This window comes from Desulfacinum infernum DSM 9756 (genome assembly GCF_900129305.1).
In the GTDB taxonomy this organism is placed as follows: domain Bacteria; phylum Desulfobacterota; class Syntrophobacteria; order Syntrophobacterales; family DSM-9756; genus Desulfacinum; species Desulfacinum infernum.
Window position 1 is genome coordinate 20808 of record NZ_FQVB01000018.1, and the last position, 19444, is coordinate 40251.

Here is a 19444-nt window from a genome sequence, read left to right on the forward strand (position 1 = left end):
TGTGGGCTCGGCCCGGTCGCCACGGCGGAAAGAAAATCTGAGCAGGGAAGGGGAGAGAGCGCGGGAAAAGGGGCCACAGACCACTCGGCCCCTCATATTACCCAAAGAGGTATTTGATGGGAACAAATAATTTGTTGCCCGGCCAAGACCTGCCGTCTCAGATGGGCGGAGCGATGGTCACCAGGATCCGCATGGCGGTCTGCGCCCGCACCCCGTGGGGTTCGGCGATGTCGCACACCACGATGTCCCCGGTGCGGGCGGGCAGGGCCCGATCGTCCTTGAGCAGGAACCAGCCCTCACCTTCCAAGACCACGATGCTCACCTGGCCTTCGATATCGTGGGCGTGTAGGGGGAGCTCCTGGCCCGGCTGGAAATTGAAGTTGAGGATCTTGAAGTACGGGGAGTCATGGATCAGGAGCCTCTTGAACCCCTTGTCCGCGAAATCGTTGGATTCAATGATGTTGAGATGCTTCATGGATCACTCCTTTCGGGGGCTCAGGCGGCCACCGTGCGCCTTTCCAGGATGTCGCCTCGGGTGCTGATGACCACTTCCTCCAGGGGAATGCTGGCCTGCGCCTTTTCCATGGCCTTGGCCACGATGGCCAGAAGCGCCGAACAACAGGGGACTTCCATGGAGACCACCGTGACGGATTTCAGCCGATTCCGCCGGAAGACCTCGGCAAACTTTTCCACGTATTCCATGGGGTTGTCGAACTTGGGACACCCGATCATCACGGCGCGGCCCTGTAGGAACTCCTGGTGAAACCCGGCGTAGGCCACCGGCACACAGTCGGCCGCAACCAGGAGGTGCGCATCGTTCAGGAAGGGAGCCTTGGGTGGGACCAGCTTGATCTGCACGGGCCAGTGGCCCAGTTCCGACGGGGTCTCCCCACGGACGGCCTCTCTTGGGGCGGACGGTGCCGGTCTCGGACCGGAAAAGACATGGACCTGACGGGACGGGCATCCGGAAGCCTGCGGAAGCGGTTCCGCCGATGGCGGGCCGTGGCCTTTCTTCTTCGCTTCCAGGAAGGCTTCCACCGCTTCGGGATCGAACTCTTCCGCTTCCCTTTCCACGATGTGCAAAGCGTCCTGGGGACACTCCCCGATGCAGGCCCCCAGGCCGTCGCAATAGACGTCCGATACCAGCCTGGCCTTGCCGTCGATGATCTCGATGGCGCCTTCGGCGCAGGCCAGAACGCACTGCCCGCAGCCGTCGCAGCGTTCCTCGTCGATCTCGATGATCTTTCGGATAGTTTTCATCTCTCTTGTCTCCTTGCTCGTCCGGAGTGGTTTCATTTTCTCAGTATTCCTTGTGGATCAGGACCTTTCGGGCCAGTTCCTTTCCCGCGTCCGTAAGAAAGCTGCCTTCCATCTCTTGGGGCAGGGATCGGCCGGCATCCGGCGTGGACTCCCGGGCCGCCTCCAGGTTGACCAGCGTGTCTGCATCGAAGACGCACCGGAAATTGAGGGAGGCGTCCAGAGGAGGCTCGTGGTGGTGTTCGATGATGGCGCACACCTCCTCGATCAGCTCTTCCCGGGCTCCCAAATTGGTGAGGATCTCCCGGGCGATGCGGGCGCCCTCCCGGGCATGATCTGCAGGGGAGGCATCGCGCAGTCCCACATCATGAAGATACGCGGCGCTCAGCACCACCGCCGGATCCGCTCCCAGCTCGAAGGCCAGCTTTTCCGCATAGCGCGCCACCTTGGACGCATGGGCGATCCGCTTGAAATCCCTTCCGAAGTGTTTTTTCATCTCCAGGGCCACACGGTCCTTCAGTAAGCTTTCCCGCTCGGCCAGAAGCTCCGGGGGCAAATCCCCCAGGCACTGCTCGGCGAATTTGCAATAGGCGGCGCATCCGAAGTCCATCTTGGGATTGACGAACTTGTGACCGCAGGCGGGGCACTTGCGGCTGGATTCATCCTTGAAGAATTCCACCGGCTGCCCGCATTCCGGGCATTTGGCCTCGAAGATGGCCCCCGGCCTCCAAAATCGGCTGTCTTGTCCGGGACATCTCATGGGGTTTCGGCTCCTTTGGGCTTCTGCTTTTGCTTTTCGTTCTCATCCTGGTTCCAATATAGGCACGGAAAGCCCGTCGGGCATTGACCTAGGTCAAACCGAGGGTATTGCCGAGGAACTTTTCCCAGCCCGTGCGGTTGAGGAACTCACCGAACCGAAGAAACCCGTCGGTCTGCTGCATGTAGGCATCCACGCACCGGTCCACCACGCGAGCCACGCCTTCCTCGTCCAGGAGGACGGGGAGCTCCCGCCCGAGCTGGGGGTGTCGGCCCAGCTTGCCGCCCAGCAACACGCGATAGCCCGCGGCATGGGTTCGGAGGGCTTCCGAAGGGCAGGCGGAAAGGCATTGTCCGCACAGAACGCAGCGTTCACGGAGGAAGGTCACCGCCGCTTCCCCTGATGGAACATCCAACGCGTCTTCCTGACAGACGTCCGCACAGGCGCCGCAGCCCGTGCAGGCATCGGAAAGGAGCACCGGCTGAACGGCGCCGATGATGCCGATGTCCACGATTTGGGGTCGCGAACAGGCGTTGGGGCAATCGGCGAGAACGACCCGGAATTCATGGTGGAACTTGAGGGGCCCCTCCACGTGGTTTTTCAAGAAACTGGGAAAGTCTTTTTCGTCCAGGATGCGCTGTAGCCTGTCCAGGAGGGGCGCACTGTCCTGCGTTCGGTTGGGGCAGCCCCCTTGGCCGAAGCAACCTTCCAGGCGATACCCCTTGACCTCATGCTCCATGGACTGGAGATACTTTTGCTGGGTGGCCCGCACGTGGGCCAGGGTCACCTGCCCGGCGCCCTGCCGGCGCGCTTCCTCTTCCACCCTCTTTCGGATCCGCTTTCGCACGAAGAAGGGAGCGCGTGAAACCGCTTCCGATGCTTCCCGACTCCATTCCATGCTGTCTCCTCCCAACTCTTTTGCCGGCATCGGGCCGGGTCCGGTTGAATGTCCGTGCCTCTGATGTTAAGAGCTCAGGGACGCCGCGGCATTGACATGGGTCAAAAAAGTTATCCGTTCGTTCTTTTGAACGCCCGGGAGGGTGTCGGAACTTTTGGGAGTGAACGCTTTTCTCGTAGCGCAGCCCTTCAGGGCTACGCAAGAACTCCCAGGTGCCGCATAGGCCTTCGGGTAAGGTCCGGTGCTTCATGGGGTTGCAATGGGCCTTTCCCGCGGGGCTGAAGCCCCGCGGCTACGATGTGAAGAGAATGGTAATTCTCCGGCTCTCGAGGCCGGTCCTGGTCGCGCGGTTTCCCGGGCTCCCCGCCGGGAAGACTTCCATCGGGGGGACGAAAGCGGGTGTTGCCATTGGAAAAAAGCTTCGGCCGCATTGCGGAATTCCTGGAGGAGATTTACCATCGTTTCAACACTCGGAGCCATGTTCCGCCGGACCCGCTCATGTTCGTCTACCGCTACCGGGAATGGGCGGACCGGGAAGTGGTGGCCCTGATCGCCTCGTCTGTGGCAGTGGGGCGCGTGGAGGCCATCGCATCCTGCCTGGAACGGGTATTGGGGTGGTTGGGCCCCGCCCCGGCGGAGTTTCTGCGAAGTGCCCGTGACTCCGAGCTGGACCGGCTGGTCCGGGGATTCCGCTACCGGTTTTTCGGTGAGCGGGAAATGCGGGGGTTGCTGGAGGGGGTGGGACGGGTTCTTCGCTGCCACGGGTCGCTGGAAGACGGCATGCGGTGGGCCTTGCTGCAGAAGAGCGGAAACGTTTCGGATGCCCTGGACCTTTTTGTGGGCACACTGCGAGGGGATGAGAAGCACGGGGGGGCCGGCCGGCTTCTCCCTCAGCCGTCCCGGGGAAGCGCCTGCAAGCGACTCCACCTCTTCCTGAGGTGGATGGTGCGGCGTGACAATGTGGACCCCGGAGACTGGAGTTGCATCAAGCCCGCACAGTTGCTGGTGCCTCTCGACACCCACATGTTCCGGGTCGCGAGGCATCTGGGGCTCACCGCTCGGAGACAGGCCGATGCCCGAGCCGCCCGGGAGATCACCCGGGGGTTCGCCCGGTGGGCGCCCGAGGATCCGGTGCGCTACGATTTCGCGCTCACGCGCCTGTCCATGCGGGATCCAACCTGGTTGGAAACGGTAGCGAAAGTTTTGTGTGCGAACAACAGCGAAGGAGGTGACCCATGAAGGCGATTCGATTCTTCGGAGTTATGGCCTTGGCGATCTGCCTCGGCTGGATGTCGGCGGGAGGGAAGGCCCAGGCCCTCACCACCCACGACATCTTCCAGGCCAGCACGCTCAACCAGGTGCTTCAGAGAAACAAGCTAATCGTGGGCATGGAAGTGGAGTACTTTCCCTTTGAATACGCCGACGAGAAGGGGCAGCCCATGGGGTTTGACGTGGACATCGCGCGCCTCATGGCCCAAGAGCTGGGGGTGGAACTGGAAATCAAGGACATCGAATGGACCGGACTCATCCCATCCCTTCAGAGCGGCAAGGTAGATCTGGTCATTTCCGGCATGACGCGTACCCTGGCCCGGGCACGCGCGGTGAGCTTCACGGACCCCTATTTCGTCACCGGCTTGTGCGCCCTGCTCAGTGCCAAGAAGGCTTCGGGCGTCACCCATGTGGACCAGCTGAACGCGCCGGGGCGCGTGCTGGCCGTCAAAACGGGTACCACCGGGGATCTGGTGGCGTCCAAGCGCTTTCCCAAGGCCACCATCAACCGGTTCAAGGATGAGACGGCATGCGTGCGGGAGGTGGTCACAGGCCGAGCGGACGCCTTCTTCTACGATCAAATTTCCATCGCCAAGCACCACAAGCAGAACCCGGACAGCACCATCGCTCTGCTGGAGCCGTTCACCTATGAACCCTTTGCCATCGCCATCCGAAAAGGGGATGCCGACTTCCTGCAGTGGCTCAACCTTTTCCTGGAAACCATCAAGGCGGACGGACGCTACGACGAGATTTTCCAGAAGCACTTGGGGGACATCATCCAAAAATGACGAGACCTTACCTGGTGAGGATCCTGATCGGGGCCGGTGTCCTGGGGGCATTGGCCCTTTTTATGGCCACCCTGGACTATCCCTGGAACTGGTGGGTGCCCTGGCGGTATCGCAGCCTCTTTCTGTGGGGGTTTGTGAACACCATGGTGGTGTCCGTGGGGGCTATCTGCATGGGGTTTGTGATCGGCGTGCTGGGGGGGCTCGCCCGGGTTTCCAAAAGCGTGGTGATCCGAACGCTGGCCGGATACTACGTGGAGCTTTTCCGGGGCACGCCGTTGCTGGTCCAGATCTACATCTTCTATTTTTGTCTGGCGGCCGTGATCCATTACGACAATCCCATGATAATCGGAATGGTGACGCTGGCCTTCTTTTCGGGGGCATACATCACCGAAATGGTCCGGGCGGGCATCGAATCCATCGACCCCGGCCAGGTGGAGGCGGCCAAATCCACGGGGTTGAACGAGCGCCAGACCATGCGCTATGTGATCTTCCCCCAGGCCTTTCGCCGGATCATTCCGCCCGTCACCGGCCAGTTTGTCTCCCTGATCAAGGACTCTTCGCTCCTGTCGGTCATCTCCGTGCGGGAGCTCACCAAGGCGTCGGAAGTGGTCAACGCCACCACCTACAAGACCTTTGAAGCCTATCTTCCCCTGGCGGTGCTCTATCTGGTGCTGACCTATCCGTTGTCCTACATGACCCAGCGCCTGGAACAGAAATTGAGCAACGGCCGGAAGTGAGCGGGCGTCGCCGGCGTCGGTTTGCTCCCGGTCCGGCTATATTGGGGGGCGAATGCGGGACAGCCTCCTTGTTTCTTCCATGGGAAGGCCTTATTAAGTCTAGAGACCAAAGGGCAGACAGGGGAAGTGAAAGTGTTGGTTGAAAATGACGGAAGGAGAAACAGATGGCTGAAAATATCAGGCTCTATGCTCTGACCACCTGTATTCATTGTCGAAATACCAAAGAGTACCTCAAGGAATGCGGAGTGGAATACGATTGCGTGGATGTGGACGCCTTGCAGGGAGAAGATCGGGAAAAGGTCCTGGAGGAAGTGAAAAAGCTCAATCCCAGTTGCACCTTTCCCACTCTCGTCATCGGGGACAGGGTGATCGTGGGATTTCGAAAGGACGAGATCGAGGAGGCCCTGAAAGGATGACCGCTCGAGAGCTTTATGAAAAACTGAAGCCCATCCAGGAGGCCAAGGGGTACCAGTTCAACAAGGACCTGGAGGGGACGACCCTGCCCCTGCTGGAAAGCCTTCTGGTCAACAAGGAACGATACGGCTACATGGTCTGCCCGTGCCGGCTCGCTTCCGGGGACCGGGAAAAGGACCGGGACATTATCTGTCCGTGTGTCTATCGTGAACCCGACGTGGCGGAATACGGGAGCTGCTACTGCGGCTTGTACGTCTCTGCTGCATGGAATGCGGGTACCGTACCTCACGTGGTTGTTCCCGAACGCAGACCGGCGGATAGATTCGTGTAAAACAACTGGGAAGGGCGGCCCTTAGCCGCGCCGATGAGCCATGACTCCCTTGGAGATAGCCGGACTCAGGATTGACCCCCCGTTTGTGCTTGCACCCATGGCGGGCCTGACCCACGCGGCCTTTCGGGAGCTCGTGGCCCATTACGGAGGGTGCGGCCTTTTCTATACCGAGATGCTCAACTCCCGTGCGCTCTGCACCAACGATCCGGCCCGGGATCCCTACTGTCTGACGGGGTCCCGGGACCGTCCTCTGGCCGCCCAGGTGGCGGGCAACGAGCCGGAGAAGATCTGCCGGGCGTTCCAACGGCTCCAGGCAACGGGCCGCTATGACCTCTTCGATTTCAATCTGGGCTGCCCCCGAGGAGCGATCCAGCGCTACGGATGGGGGGCGAGATTACTGGTACGGATCGATTTGTGCCGGGAGATCCTCCATGAGTCCCGGAAAGTGCTTGAAAAACCATTTATGGTCAAGATGAGGACGCCCGGTCGGGGCGATGAGGGCCTGTGGCACCGATGGGTGGAGATCCTCGAGCAGGCCGGGGTGGACGGGGTTACGTTGCATCCCCGGACCCCCCAGGACCTCTTCAAGCGCCCCGCCCGTTGGGAGGAGATCGGGTTCTTGGCCCGTCATACTCGGCTGCCGGTGGTGGGCAACGGCGATGTGTTTTCGCCGCATGATGCACTCCGCATGATGGAGCGCACGGGATGCCGGGCCGTCATGGTGGGACGGGCTGCCGTCATGAGGCCGTGGATCTTTCGGGATATGGCGAGCTGCCTGCAAGGTGGGACCGTCCTCCCCGCTCCGGATCCCGTGGAAGTGGTTGACCTCTACTGGGCTCTGGTGCAGCAATGGCTTCCGGAGAAACTCCACGAGGACCGTGTCCGGCTCTTTCTCTTTTGGCTGTGCCAGAACTTTCCTTACGGTGTCCACTATTTCAACCGGATCCGTCGCCGGAAGACTCCGTCAGCAATGGTGGAGAAGGCACGCGAACTGTTGGCAAAGGAGAAGTTTCCCGGCTATCCGGTCCGCCCCCTGATGAGTTAGCTATTTCATACTAAATCTCTAGACTTGACATGCCGATTAGGCTAATGGGACAGGGGCGGTTGCCGCGGACGCCCGAAGCGACTTTCGATGACCGGTTCATTCGGCAAGTCCGATAAGGAAAGGCGGAGAGCAGGAGTGCCAGCAAGCACGACAGGGATGTCACCCAACACGCAAAACGATTCGAACTCACAGACCTACAAAGGGCCCAATTACTGGTTTCGCCAGATCGGGCGTCAGGAGTTCCCCGTTTTCCGACAGACGGTGCTGTCCGTGGCCCGTGTTCTGTCACAGATAAAGAGTTCATCTACGGAGATGGCCCAGGCGGTCGCCAGGGATCCGTTCTTGGCGGTTCGAGTCGTCCGCATGGCGAATAGTGCCTTTTATTCCGCCGGCATTCAAAGGGTCAGTTCAGTTCACCGTGCGGTCATTGTCGTGGGGTTTGATGCTTTGCGGCATTTGTGCGCGTCGGTGGATTTCGTGGAGGATTCTTTCCGCGGCATACGGCTCAAAAGCATTCAACGCCATGTACTTCTTTCGTACCATCAGGCACTTCTGGCGCAATGGTTCGCCGAGAGCATTCGGGACGGTGCTCCGGAAGAGGTCTATTCGGCGGGCCTCCTGGCCGACATCGGCCTGATCCACTTATTGGGGATGATTCCCGTGTCTTCCGTCTTGGCCCTCTCCACAAATCTGGAAAGGCACGGCCTGGAAAGCCAGGAGGATGTTGAGAGGCAGGTGCTGGGATTTGCCAGTCGCTTTGTGACCGCCAAGATGGCTTCGGATTGGAAGCTCGGTGATCTCCTGGAGAAAGTGGCTCGAGATCACGATGTCGGGGATCCCCGGGTGAAGTGTGTCCGTTATGCACGTGCTCTGACGCGGGCCCTCGCTCAGGATCCGGAAGGCAGGAGCGTGCTGGCCGCCCGGGAGGCCATCGGCGACGAACTGAAGATGTCCCAGATGTCGCTGCGTCGGATGATCGACGCCGCAGCCCGCTGGGCCCGCCGGTGGGGGTGCGATTACGGCCTGGACGAGGAGGAGTTGGCTCTCTTTTCCTCGGAGGGTGCCGCGGCTGCAGAGCCGGAGGCGGAGCCTGAGATTCCGCTCCTGGAGATCCTGAGCGAGGAGCAGGGCAGTTCCCATGCCGTTCCGGCGGCGCGCGAACCCGATGATAGCCGCCAGCTGGAAATCATCGACGCGATCCACGCCTTGCTCATGGACAGGAACAGGAGAAACTCCCAAGAGCTCTGGGACCTTGTCGCGGATGGTATGAGAAACGGCGCGGGATTTGACCGGGTGGCCGTGATGCGCCTCGCGTCGGGCGGGCGATTTCTGGAGGTTCGAGGCCTGTACGGAGATTTCGATCCCGGCCTTGAAGGACTCATGGTGCCCGTCACCAGCTATCGCAATCTTTTTACCTACTGTTTGGACTGCCCGGAGCCCCTCTGGGTGAGAGACGAGAGCCCGGACGAGATCAGGAATCTGCTAGGTCCTGAGGTCTTGCAGTTTTTCGGCAGCCGGGACTTCATCCTTGCCAGGGTCATGGGCCGAGGCGGCCCAGTAGGCCTTATCGGAGCGGATCGGCGGGAGACGGACCGCACCCTGGACGAAGAGGCCCTCCGGGGTTTCCGGCGGTTTTGGCGCTGTGCTTCAGTGGCCGTGGAAGTGCTCGAAATTTAGCCGCTCGTTTCATGAAAGGGCATCCCCCGTCCATGATCCGAAATGTCTTGCGTAGGTCGGGTCCTGGTCTCCTGGGGCGGGGGCCGCGGATCATGTCTTGCGGGCGGTATCACCCAACCCTTCGGCACAATCCCTGATCCATGTCGGATGCAAGCGATCCGAGCAAAGGTCCCCCCTTCCTCCGTTCAAGCCGGGCAAATTCGCCAACCCCTGGTGAGGTCCTCCACAAAGGGGGTCTTTCCTTCCTCAAGGATTCGATGTCCATGTTCCTTATGACCACGTCTCCGTGTCTTGTGCCTTGTCCTGTCCATGCGCTGTCCAACCACGCTGAGAACTCCGGGGCCGGCATCAACCGCTCGACGAGGTTCCGGCCCGTTCGCTTGTTATTATTGACAGAAACCGGACGGGATGCCATGATGATACCAAGCGCCTGATCGACAATTCCAAAGGTGCTGCTCTGACTTCGGACAACCGCGATCCCGCTGACGGTGTCGACTCTGGAAGCGAGATAATCTCTCAAACGGACACCCCCTCGTTGAGCTAACCCTGCAATCTGGAGCGCAACAAGTTTGACGCCTTTTTCCCGGAGGTTCCTCCTCGAGGACCTCTGTGCGGCCCTTGAGCCCGGCGGATGCTACGCCTTCAGCCCGTGCAGGGATGGCCTTATGAGCTCGTGGGAACATCTTTTCGATGGCCTGTCGGAAGGGCTCTTCGTCGCCGACCACCGGCTGCGTCTTCTCTATGCCAACCTGGCCGCGCGAAGGCTGGTGCGCGTGCTCCCGGAGGGCGGATCCAACCAAAGCGTGGCGGCCTGTCTCCGGGCGGCGGGTTTTTCCACTAGTGAAGAGGAACTTGTGCGGCATGTGAAGAAGGCCGCCCGAAACGCTTTGGTGCTCCAAAGGGATGGGGCATCGGGAAGGCCGCCCGGGGAGGTCATAGTGAGTGTCCTTCCGGGGACGAACCCGCCCCTCCTGCTGGGAGTGGTGAGGGATGCGGAAGGCGGCAGGGCACGAGCGGACTTCCACGCGGAACGTGGGCTCTGCGAGGCCCTGATCGAAGCCGTTCCAGACGGACTCTTTGTCGTGGAGCCCCAAACCCGGATCATCATTTATGCCAATGAGGCCTTCCATCGCAGGCGCCGGCTTCGCCTTCCCCTGGGCATCGGCCAGCCCTGCTACCGCCTGTTGGCCCGCGAAGACCGGCCGTGCGAAGAGAGGGGTCGGGCGTGTCCCATCCCGGACTTGATCGCGGGCCAAAAGGCCGTCTATTGCGTCCTCAACGGAAACGGGGCATCCGGAGGCCCTGCGGCGCGCCTTTCCTGCCTGGTGATGGAAGGCGGAAGGCTTCTGGTGGTGGGGGTTGAACCTGATCTCCCGTCGGGGCAGCCAGGACGGGGAGATCCGCACGAACCGCTCACTTCCGGTAAACCCCCCCGGTCGCCTTCGTACCAGGAATTTCACGACATGGTGGCACAAGCTCGAAAGACGCACTCCCTGGTGGATCTGGCCACTACCCTTTCCAGGGATCTTCAGCGTCTTCTCAACTGTTCCGATGTGTGGCTTCTCCTGCTGGATCCCACCGGGCACGTCATTTTCCCCGTGAGCGGGGAAGAAGGAAGCGGTGCGGGGGATCTGGACAAGGTGGTGAAGACCCTGGGTTCCCCGGAAAACCTTTCCGCCTTGGGGCGGGAACTGGACCGGCTGCGGAAGAGGGGGGCTTCGTCCCGTCGCGGGCGCGTTCGGGAGGACGTGGAATGGGTGACGGCGCCCTTTCGCACAGCCGCCTTGGGCTGGGCCGGCCCTTCCAAGGATGCTTCGTGCGGTTATCTTCTTCTGTCAGGCCGCAAGACCCCCCTTCCCGACGACCTGCCCTACCTGGTGGAAACCCTCTTTGCCCAGCTGATGGACCACCTGCGACATCTCCTCCTGGAAGAAACCGTTCCGGACAGCAAGAGTCTCAAGAACATGGCCTTGACCCATCCCGATGGGATCATCGGCCGAAGCAAGCGGATGCAGGAGGTCTACGAGCTCATCGATCTGGTGGCCGCCTCCGACGCCACCGTGCTCATCACGGGCGAAAACGGTACGGGCAAGGAACTGGTGGCCCAGGCGATCCACAACCGGAGCCACCGCCGGAAAGGGCCCTTCATCGTGGCCCATTGCAATGCCTATTCGCCCACATTGCTGGAAAGCGAGCTGTTCGGACACGAAAAAGGGGCCTTTACGGGGGCCATCCGCCGCAAGATGGGACGCATTGAGCGGGCCCAGGGCGGCACCCTCTTTCTGGACGAGATCGGCGACATCGCCCCGGCCACCCAGGTGCTCCTGCTGCGGTTTCTCCAGGACCACCGCTTCGAGCGGGTGGGGGGGGAAAAGACCCTGGAAGCGGACGTGCGGGTACTGGCCGCCACCAACCGGAACCTGGTGGAAGAGGTGGAATCGGGCCGGTTCCGCGATGATCTCTACTACCGGCTGAACGTCATCTCCATCCACCTGCCGCCTCTGCGGGAGCGCAAGGAAGACATCCCTCTGCTCAGCCAGTATTTCCTGAACAAATACAGCGAGAAGGAAGGCAAGAAGGTGGCCGGCTTTTCGTCCGCCGCCCTGCAGGCGTTGATGGATTACGACTGGCCCGGCAACGTGCGGCAGCTGGAAAACGCCGTGAGCCATGCGGTGATTCTGGCTCAGGATGCCACCATCCGCCGCCAGCATCTGCCCCGGTTCCTGCAGGACGTGCACGAGCTGCCCACCACCGCCTCCCTGGTGGAAAACGAAAAGCGCCTGATCCTGAAGGTGCTTCGCCAGACCCGCTGGAACAAGCACGAAGCGGCCCGGAAGCTCCAGGTGAGCCGAAGCACGCTTTATAGCAAGATCCAACGCTACGGGCTGCGCCCCGACCAGGCCGTCTAGGATCCGAACACACCAGTCGGATACAGGACACTCGGTGTCTCCATCGTATAAACAAACCCTTAAAATTATATGCACCGCCATGGGGTCGCAGGTCGGTCACCCCGGGTTGGTCACCCGCCCCGAAAGGAGGCCCGGCGGGGAGGTGCGGTGAACTTCGTTGTCTCGTCAAGGGCCTCAAACCTCATAGGAAATGGGGATGTGAAAGGAAACACAAAACGAGGCCGGTCATCTGGCGTACTTTTTGACATATTAGAAGATAAGCTGTTTTCCCCTGATCGAGGGTGAATTCTGCCGATCTTTTTGTGCTCCCGGTTCATGCGCCCGTGAGGTGGATCCATCTGGGTGCGTATCCGATCTCCCGGTGCACGCTCTTCTCCGGTGCGGTTCTTCCCAAAGCTGTTTCTATCTAGAGATTCCAATCGTTTGAGTTTTGAGCGCTGGGCCCGTTTCGGGCACGTTCGTCTGCGGGCCTCACGCCCGGGACCAAAACCCGGCGGGAACCGATGAGGGCGGAGGAGCCCCGGCCGTTCACATGTTTGCTTCCAACCGGCGGTTCCGTGTGACGGTGCCGCGTGCCGGGGTTTTTGTCCGTTCGGAAGTGGGTCGGTGCCCGGCGGCGGATCTATCCGGGCACGCCAGACCAAGAGGAAAGGAGGTGGGAGAAGGCGGACAAATTCCAGGATGGCCCGCGCCGCGGGTGACGCCCGGTTACGGGCGCGGGGCGTACGACGAGTGGTAGGCGGGTATGGATGGAAATGGGACCACGGGAGGTCAAAACATGGCGCAGAAAATCCGGGAAGTGGAAATCAACAGTCGGGAGGACACCCTTCCATTGATGGGGCCCGATGTGCGGCCTTGGCCGGTGACCCCGCCGCCTTCCCAAGAAGAGGTCATGGCAGTCTATGCCAGGAGGAAGGCGGAGGAGTTCGGTAAGTGGTGCGAGGACAATCTTCGCATCGACTACGCCAAGGACAAGCCCGAAGCCCTGCAGGGGGTTCGGGTTTTGTCTTGCGGACTGTGGCGCATGGGCCACAAGTTTGCCGCGGGACTTTTGAGTGAGCTGGGGGCGGAGCTGATCAATGTGGAGCCGCCCGAGGGGGACCCGCTCCGGAAACTCACCCCCTTCGGCCGTGAAGAGTACATGCTGGAGGACAAAAACGGCGACAAGTGCGGTCTGGACTTCATCCATGAACTCCGCAACGCCTATTCGGTCACCATCAATCTGGAAACCGAAAAGGGCCGGGAGCTCTACACCAAGCTTGCCGAGCACGCCGATATCCTCATCGAAGAGTATCCGCCCGGCTACATGGACGAGCGGGGCATCGGCTATCGGCAGCTTTCCCAGATCAATCCCAAGCTCATCTATTGTTGGGTGGGCGAGCACGGTCAATGGGGCCCCATGAAGGACAAAGTGTCCAAGTTCGGCCAGTGGATGCTCGATCCCTTCGGCCAGGCGGCCTGTTCCTTCATTCACAACACGGGTTTTCCCGAGGACCTGCTGCCGCGCGGCAAGGGCGGCGACCCCACCCGCTCCGGCGTGTGGTTCGCCGATTATGTGGCCGGCGAGCAGACGGCGGTAAACGCCCTGGCGGCCCTTTTCTGGCGGGATGAATTCAGCGGCGAAGGTCAGTTCATCGAGACCACGGCCGCCGAAGCCCTCATGGACATCCTGGACTTCGACATCACCTGGTACGGGTTCAACAAGAGCATCAAGGCCCGCACGGGCGGTTGGGATCCCAACCTGAACCAGTATGCCTGGAACCCCTGTAAAGACGGCTACATGATGATCGGCGGCCAGACGGACCGCCTCTGGTACCGGATCGGTATGTGCATTGAGCGCGAGCTGCCCATCTTCGGCCGTCTGATCCACGAAGACCCGCTCCTCAAGGAAATGGCCGCCCGCAATGCCCTCCAGGCGCTCACCAAGACCTACACCATGACCACCATGTGGCTCCGGAACATCAACCGCGTGGAAGCCGAAGAAAAGCTCATGCAGTATGAAATCGCGGCCGGCCCGCTCCTCTACATCGACGAAGTGGCGGAGTTTCCGCACTTCAAGTATCGGCCTTGGGTGAACGTGCTGGAGGACGAGCAGTACGGGACCCTCATGTATGCCGAGTCCACCAATGCCTACCAGATGCGGACCCCGGCGCGGGTCAAGTGGCTCGGGCGGCCCCTCGGCTACGACAACCCCGAAGTGTTCATGAAGTACCTCGGCATCGGCCAGAGCGAACTGAGGGAACTCAAGGAACAAGGAGTGGTCTAAGATGAAAGATCAGAGAGTGACGCGAATCGAAGATCTGCCAGGGCCCAAAAGCCAGGGGGAACTGGAAGAGATGAAGATGCCCTATGAGGAGTGGTGCCGCAAGGTCTTCGCCCCCGGACAGGAGAAGACCAAGCCGGAGTCCCTCAAGGGTATTCGGTGGTTGAGCACCACCATGTACATCTTCACGCCCCACTCCGTGGCCAACCTGGCCGAGCTGGGGGCCGAGTGCATCAAGGTGGAGATGCCCCGCATGGGCGACCCCATGCGCCACACCTCGCCTTTCAACGAGTGCTATCTCTATCCGCTGCACGACAGTCGCCCCATGACGGGAACGGGCCTGGGGTTCACCAACGCCAATTCCAATGAGTACTACATCACCATGGACTACCATGTGGATGAGATGAAGGAGGCCTTCTACCGGCTGGTGAAGCTCTCCGACGGTCTCACCGAGTGCTACCGGCCCGGCACCTTCGACCGGTGGAAACAGAGCTACCGGTACCTCCAGGAGCTCAATCCCCGGTTCATCTACGTGTGGGGCGGCGGCTTCGGCTACGGTCCCAAGGTCTTCGGCGGTTCCTACGACATCCTGGGTCAGGCCCACGCAGGCCTTGCCAGCGTCACGGGCTTCCATGAAGACTTCGGCGGCCACTGTACCAAGCACTCCAACTGGTGCATCGACTGGTATTCGGGCACCCAGATCACCGTGGCCATTCTGGCGGCCCTTTACTGGCGCCGCAAGACGGGGCTCGGCACCATGATCGAGTTTTCCCAGGTGCAGGCGGCCACCCGCGCCCTGGGCTACACCGTTCCGCTCTACGGCCGGTTCGGCATCGTGCGCCAGCGCTGGGGCAACTGGGACACCCAGCTGTGCGTCCACGGGATCATCCTGTGCGGCAAGAGCGACTATCCCGACGAGCCCAACCCGCAGCTCAAGTACGAGGCCCGCTACGCCGTGGTGAGCGCCTTCAACGATGCGGACTTCAAGGAGCTGTGCGCCATCGTGGGCCGAAACGACCTGTACGACCAGTACAAGACCCTCCAGGATCGCGTGAAGCCCGAAGCCCAGATGGTCATCTACAAGGCCCTGGAAGACTGGGCCGCCGACAAGACCCGCTCGGAAGTGGTGAAGACCCTCACCGACGCGGGCCTTCTGGCCATGCCCGTCATGAACGACAAGGAAGTCTACGAGTGCGAGCACTTCCGTCAGAGGGGCACCATCCGGTGGCTGGATGATCCGGTCTTCGGCGACGTGCTCATCCAGAGCGGCTACAGCTGCGGTCTCATGAGCAAGACGCCGCGCCGTGTCAACTGGATCTGGCGGCCGGTGGGGGCCGACAACGTGAAGATCTATCACGAGATGCTCGGCTACCCCATGAGCAAGATCGAGCAATGGTACGAAAAGAACCTCATCTAGAGGGAGGAACGGCCGATGTGTGACATCATTTGGTGCAAGGATTGCGACACGGTGAACTACCTCGACCCCTACTACTTTTGGAATTGGGAGGGGAAGATCAAGTGCGCCGGGTGTGAAAACGTCTACTATGTCTACATGATCCAGGGCCACATGTACAAAGGCCCGGACAAGAAGCCGGGGGAAAAGGAGGACATCCTGCCCGTCTATGCCGACAAGCCCAACCAGGGCTACGAGCAGATTCTTCCCGGCACCGAGGGCAAGACCCGGCCCTACAACTGTCTTCCCCGCCACATCTATCTGGGAAGGGCGGACATGGTGAAGTTCAGCGCGCGAGGTCGCCCGGTCCGCGGCTGGCGCCCGCAGCCCCCGTCCACGGGAGTGGCGGGATCCTGCGGCTTTACCTGGGACATTCAGAAGCTTTCGCCCGAGGTATGGGAGGAGTTCCAGGAGAAGCTCAAGAAGGGCGAAGTGAGTGACTGGTAAAAGAAAGGAGTGGTGCGACCATGGCAGAGCTGACTCCAAGACAGTTCCTGGACACCGTCCTGGTGCCGGAAAAGCAAAGCGACCATATCTGCTGGCAGTGCGCGCATTTGAAACCCGTTCTCAAGGGTTCCAAGTTCCCGCCGGCGGACATCATCGGCTGGTGCAAGAAGATCCACTGGCCCCACTATTGGTGCGTGGCGGACTTCAACGTGGTGAAGAAATGCTATGCCTTTGAATCCAAAAAGTAGGGCGGCCATGCAACAAGTGACTTTGGAACAGGCACGGATCATGGCGACGCAGGAACTGGAGCACCTGAAGTCCATGGTGCTCACCTGGAAGGCCAGCTACCAGGGCATGGCCGGCGACGAGGGGGACAACGACTTCCTGGTCCTGGAGTTCGTCCAGGAGATCGAGGAGTACATGGTTCCCTTCGTCCGGCGGATGCACGTGACCGAGCAGTTGACCGACCAACAGGTGAGCGACTTTCTGGACTTCTGCTACATGCAAGCCAAGGACCTGCGGGCGTCTTTCAACAAGGAGGGTTAGCATGCCCGAAAAATGCCGAGTGAGTGTGTGCGGATTCGACCCCATGCTGGTCAGGGGTTACGTGAAGACGGGCTACCGGGCCCTTTGGTGGTACCTGCCCGATGATGTGTACAATGATTTCAAGGTCAAGCCCGGCGACAAGGTGATCGGGCGGCTCTTGGCCGTCTACAACCCCAAGGGGGAGAAGACGGCGGAGCCCAACGAGGACTTCCGCTGGGAAACCTCCAAGGAAACGGGTTACGCGGTGGTGCTTCCTCCCGAGGTGATCACCAAGTACGAACTCACCGAGTTCCATTTCATCGAGCTGGTGATCAACAAGATCAACGAGCAGGATGTGTATCCCGGTGAGGAAAAGAAGACCAAGTGGTGGCCCACGGAAAAGATGAAACTCAGCTACTTCCTGCCCTATGCGGCGCCCTAAGCGCGCGAACGCGGGCCCTCCATCATCGGCTCCGGCCGGATGGTGGAGGGCCGTTTCCGTTGCGTCCCGCCATCAATCACTTCGCGCCCGCCGTGTGCATAGGAAACGAACCGGACGATTCCTGCACCCCAAGGAGCGAAAGGATCCCATGATGCACCCCATGCCCCAGATCCCCAAGGACGACAACCTGAAATGCACCCCCTATGATCTGGAAAAACCGACGCAAGCCTGGACCCGACTGTCCGAGCTTTTCGAGCTTGAAGATCCGCTTTTGGAACGAACGTTTTTTCTGGAAGGCTATGACTTTTCGTCCAATGTGTACGTCGTGGAAGACGACGGCTTCACCATCATCGACCCGGGAAACGATTACACGGCTTTTTTGCAATTTTTTGATCTGGGGTTCGATCCGGCGCAGGCGAAACGCGTCTGGGTGACCCACGGTCATTTCGATCACGCCATGGGGGTCCTGGAGCTCGCCAAGTACAAGGCGATCCGGGAAAAGGCCGCCATGGAGGTGGTGATGCACGAGGCGGGCCCCGAGGAGCTCAAGAAGAATCTTGAGGAACTGGGCTTTCCGGTGCGCCTTGTTCGCGGAGGAGAAACCTTGTCCACGGGACGGTTTCAGCTGGAAGTGATTTACACCCCGGGGCATACCGCGGACGGAGTCTGTTTTTTCCACCGGGATTCGGGCGTCCTTTTCAGTGGGGACGCCGTGTTGCCCCACGGCCTTTCCGCGCCCGACAAGCACGGAGGCGGGCGGCTCGATCATCTTCTCTTTGCCTTACGGGAACTCTTGGAACTTCCCGTCACCCATCTTCTGCCCGGCCACGGATGGCCGGTCAAGGACCTGGGCAAGAGGGTGGTGGAGGCCAGCTATGAGGAGATGATCAAGCACATGATCGGAGCCGAGGCGGAAGTGTCGTGCGAGGTGGCGGCTCGACACCTGATCGGAAAGGGCCTGCTGGTGGAGGCCTTGTATTGCGCGGACAAGGCCTTGCGGTTCCAGCCCGGGGATGCCCGGGCCCTTCGCATCAAGGTCATGTGTCTCAATGATATGGGACGTTTCGAGGAGTCCCTGGTCGCCGTCTCCGAGCTGGAGGCCCTGGTGGGGACATCGGAGGATGCGGACCCGGTTTTCGTAAAGACCGCCCGCGGCTACGCCCTCATGGGCGTGGGGCGATACGCCGAGGCGTTGGATCACTTTGACGCGCTGCTCCAGGAGAACCCGGAACTCAAGGATGTGCAAATGTACAAGGGAATGGCGCTCTACCTTTCGGGGCGTCAGGAAGAGGCTCTGGATATCGAGGTTTTTCAAGAAGAATTCGTGGGTCGATTCAAGGAAGAGTTTCTCAAGAAAGCAGAGGCCCGGAAGGAGTCGGCCCAAAACCCGTCCCGCTAGAACCCACAACCGGCACAGGGATCTGAGGGTGCCGGGACGAAAGATATTCGAGTCCGATGGCTTTAAACAGGGAGCCGCCCACTATAGTTGTGTGGATATCCCAGCCGGAGACGCGCGACCATGTGCTCGGGGTCCTGGCTCGCAATGAGTATCGGGCGCGGGCCGTGGAATCGGAAGCGGACCTCTTGCAGGAGCTTTCACCGGCCAGGCGCGGGATCGTGTTTCTGGACAGCGGGATCATCCAACACTACGGACCCACGCTCTACAGCCGGATTCGGCGGGCGTGTGCGGGCTGCCGCATGATTTTGCTCTGCAGCCGCGAAAGCCGCACGCTCATCCGGGAAGCCATGGAGGCGGGCGTCTACGGGTGTGTGGTGGAACCCTACGCGCCGTGGGAGATGGAAACCATGGTGCGTCACATCCTGGCGGACTTTCCCGAAGATGCGGCTAGGCCCACCGATTCGAACCGGCCGGAAAAGGAGGACGCCGGACGCCCCTCCTGACCTATTCCCCTCCTTGCAAAAAAGAACCCGCCGTAACTGAAGCGCTACGCCTGTCGGATCAACGAATCTGTCTTGGAGTCCCGGATGGCTAGGAGCTTGTCCGACAATGGCTCTCCGGCTCGAGATGCCGGAGATTTGGGTTGCCTTCGTAGCCGCGGGGCTTCAGCACCGCGGAAAGGGGACATCGTAACCCCATGAAGTCATAGGGAATACCCGAAGGTCTGCCCGAAGTTCGAGGATTGCTCCGCAGCCCTAAAGGGCTGCGCTACGAAAAAAGCGGTCATGCCCGGAGTTCTCAGACGGGCTCCAGGGATGGTGATACGGGGGATA

The 19444-nt window shown here is 60.8% G+C and carries 20 protein-coding genes; 16 read left to right on the plus strand and 4 right to left on the minus strand.

Annotation, left to right across the window (positions count from 1 at the left end):
- Nucleotides 1-157: 157 nt before the first annotated feature.
- The 4 genes from BUB04_RS09945 to BUB04_RS09960 form a co-directional block, all read right to left on the minus strand.
- Nucleotides 158-475 (minus strand): cupin domain-containing protein, encoded by a 318-nt coding sequence (locus BUB04_RS09945; RefSeq protein ID WP_073038899.1) that lies wholly within the window; start codon nt 473-475, stop codon nt 158-160.
- 20 nt (nt 476-495) lie between these two features.
- A complete protein-coding gene (locus BUB04_RS09950) occupies nt 496-1260 on the minus strand; it encodes an ATP-binding protein (protein ID WP_073038901.1) in 765 nt (254 codons plus the stop codon).
- Between the two features lie 40 nt (nt 1261-1300).
- A complete protein-coding gene (locus BUB04_RS09955; RefSeq protein ID WP_073038903.1) occupies nt 1301-2017 on the minus strand; it encodes an HD domain-containing protein in 717 nt (238 codons plus the stop codon).
- A gap of 88 nt (nt 2018-2105) precedes the next feature.
- Entirely contained in the window at nt 2106-2912 is an 807-nt protein-coding gene (locus tag BUB04_RS09960; protein WP_073038905.1) for a 4Fe-4S binding protein, read from the minus strand.
- A 399-nt stretch (nt 2913-3311) separates the two neighbouring features.
- Here BUB04_RS09960 and BUB04_RS09965 point away from each other — a divergent pair, with 399 nt between their 5' ends.
- From BUB04_RS09965 to BUB04_RS10040, 16 genes are all read left to right on the plus strand, one after another.
- Nucleotides 3312-4151 carry a TIGR02757 family protein gene (locus BUB04_RS09965; RefSeq protein ID WP_143156440.1) on the plus strand — a complete coding sequence of 280 codons (840 nt, stop codon included), beginning with the start codon at nt 3312-3314 and terminating at the stop codon, nt 4149-4151.
- Nucleotides 4148-4969: a transporter substrate-binding domain-containing protein gene (locus BUB04_RS09970; protein WP_073038909.1), complete on the plus strand. Its 822-nt coding sequence runs from the start codon at nt 4148-4150 to the stop codon at nt 4967-4969. The genes BUB04_RS09965 and BUB04_RS09970 overlap by 4 nt, the downstream gene beginning before the upstream one ends.
- Nucleotides 4966-5706: an amino acid ABC transporter permease gene (locus BUB04_RS09975; protein ID WP_073038910.1), complete on the plus strand. Its 741-nt coding sequence runs from the start codon at nt 4966-4968 to the stop codon at nt 5704-5706. The genes BUB04_RS09970 and BUB04_RS09975 overlap by 4 nt, the downstream gene beginning before the upstream one ends.
- A gap of 164 nt (nt 5707-5870) precedes the next feature.
- Nucleotides 5871-6122 (plus strand): glutaredoxin family protein, encoded by a 252-nt coding sequence (locus BUB04_RS09980; RefSeq protein WP_073038913.1) that lies wholly within the window; start codon nt 5871-5873, stop codon nt 6120-6122.
- Entirely contained in the window at nt 6119-6451 is a 333-nt protein-coding gene (locus BUB04_RS09985) for a ferredoxin-thioredoxin reductase catalytic domain-containing protein (RefSeq protein ID WP_073038915.1), read from the plus strand. Before BUB04_RS09980 ends, BUB04_RS09985 begins: the two co-directional genes overlap by 4 nt.
- 85 nt (nt 6452-6536) lie before the next feature.
- On the plus strand, nt 6537-7496 hold the full coding sequence (locus BUB04_RS09990) for a tRNA dihydrouridine synthase (protein ID WP_178371958.1): 960 nt from the start codon (nt 6537-6539) through the stop codon (nt 7494-7496).
- 156 nt (nt 7497-7652) lie between these two features.
- A complete protein-coding gene (locus tag BUB04_RS09995) occupies nt 7653-9173 on the plus strand; it encodes an HDOD domain-containing protein (protein ID WP_073038919.1) in 1521 nt (506 codons plus the stop codon).
- Between the two features lie 665 nt (nt 9174-9838).
- Nucleotides 9839-12082: a sigma-54-dependent Fis family transcriptional regulator gene (locus BUB04_RS10000; protein ID WP_073038921.1), complete on the plus strand. Its 2244-nt coding sequence runs from the start codon at nt 9839-9841 to the stop codon at nt 12080-12082.
- A 778-nt stretch (nt 12083-12860) separates the two neighbouring features.
- Nucleotides 12861-14348: a CaiB/BaiF CoA transferase family protein gene (locus BUB04_RS10005; RefSeq protein WP_073038923.1), complete on the plus strand. Its 1488-nt coding sequence runs from the start codon at nt 12861-12863 to the stop codon at nt 14346-14348.
- Between the two features lies 1 nt (nt 14349).
- Complete coding sequence (locus BUB04_RS10010) at nt 14350-15762, plus strand: CaiB/BaiF CoA transferase family protein (protein WP_073038925.1); 1413 nt, start codon at nt 14350-14352, stop codon at nt 15760-15762.
- A gap of 15 nt (nt 15763-15777) precedes the next feature.
- Nucleotides 15778-16245, plus strand: coding sequence for a hypothetical protein (locus tag BUB04_RS10015; protein ID WP_073038927.1), 468 nt, complete (start codon nt 15778-15780; stop codon nt 16243-16245).
- Nucleotides 16246-16265: 20 nt separating this feature from the next.
- The gene (locus BUB04_RS10020) at nt 16266-16493 is read left to right on the plus strand and encodes a hypothetical protein (protein ID WP_073038928.1); all 228 of its coding nucleotides are present in this window, start codon (nt 16266-16268) and stop codon (nt 16491-16493) included.
- Between the two features lie 7 nt (nt 16494-16500).
- Nucleotides 16501-16791: a hypothetical protein gene (locus tag BUB04_RS10025; protein ID WP_073038930.1), complete on the plus strand. Its 291-nt coding sequence runs from the start codon at nt 16501-16503 to the stop codon at nt 16789-16791.
- Nucleotide 16792: 1 nt separating this feature from the next.
- Complete coding sequence (locus tag BUB04_RS10030) at nt 16793-17212, plus strand: hypothetical protein (protein WP_073038932.1); 420 nt, start codon at nt 16793-16795, stop codon at nt 17210-17212.
- Nucleotides 17213-17360: 148 nt separating this feature from the next.
- Nucleotides 17361-18611 carry an MBL fold metallo-hydrolase gene (locus tag BUB04_RS10035; protein ID WP_073038935.1) on the plus strand — a complete coding sequence of 417 codons (1251 nt, stop codon included), beginning with the start codon at nt 17361-17363 and terminating at the stop codon, nt 18609-18611.
- 89 nt (nt 18612-18700) lie between these two features.
- Entirely contained in the window at nt 18701-19114 is a 414-nt protein-coding gene (locus BUB04_RS10040; protein WP_073038937.1) for a response regulator, read from the plus strand.
- Nucleotides 19115-19444 lie beyond the last annotated feature (330 nt).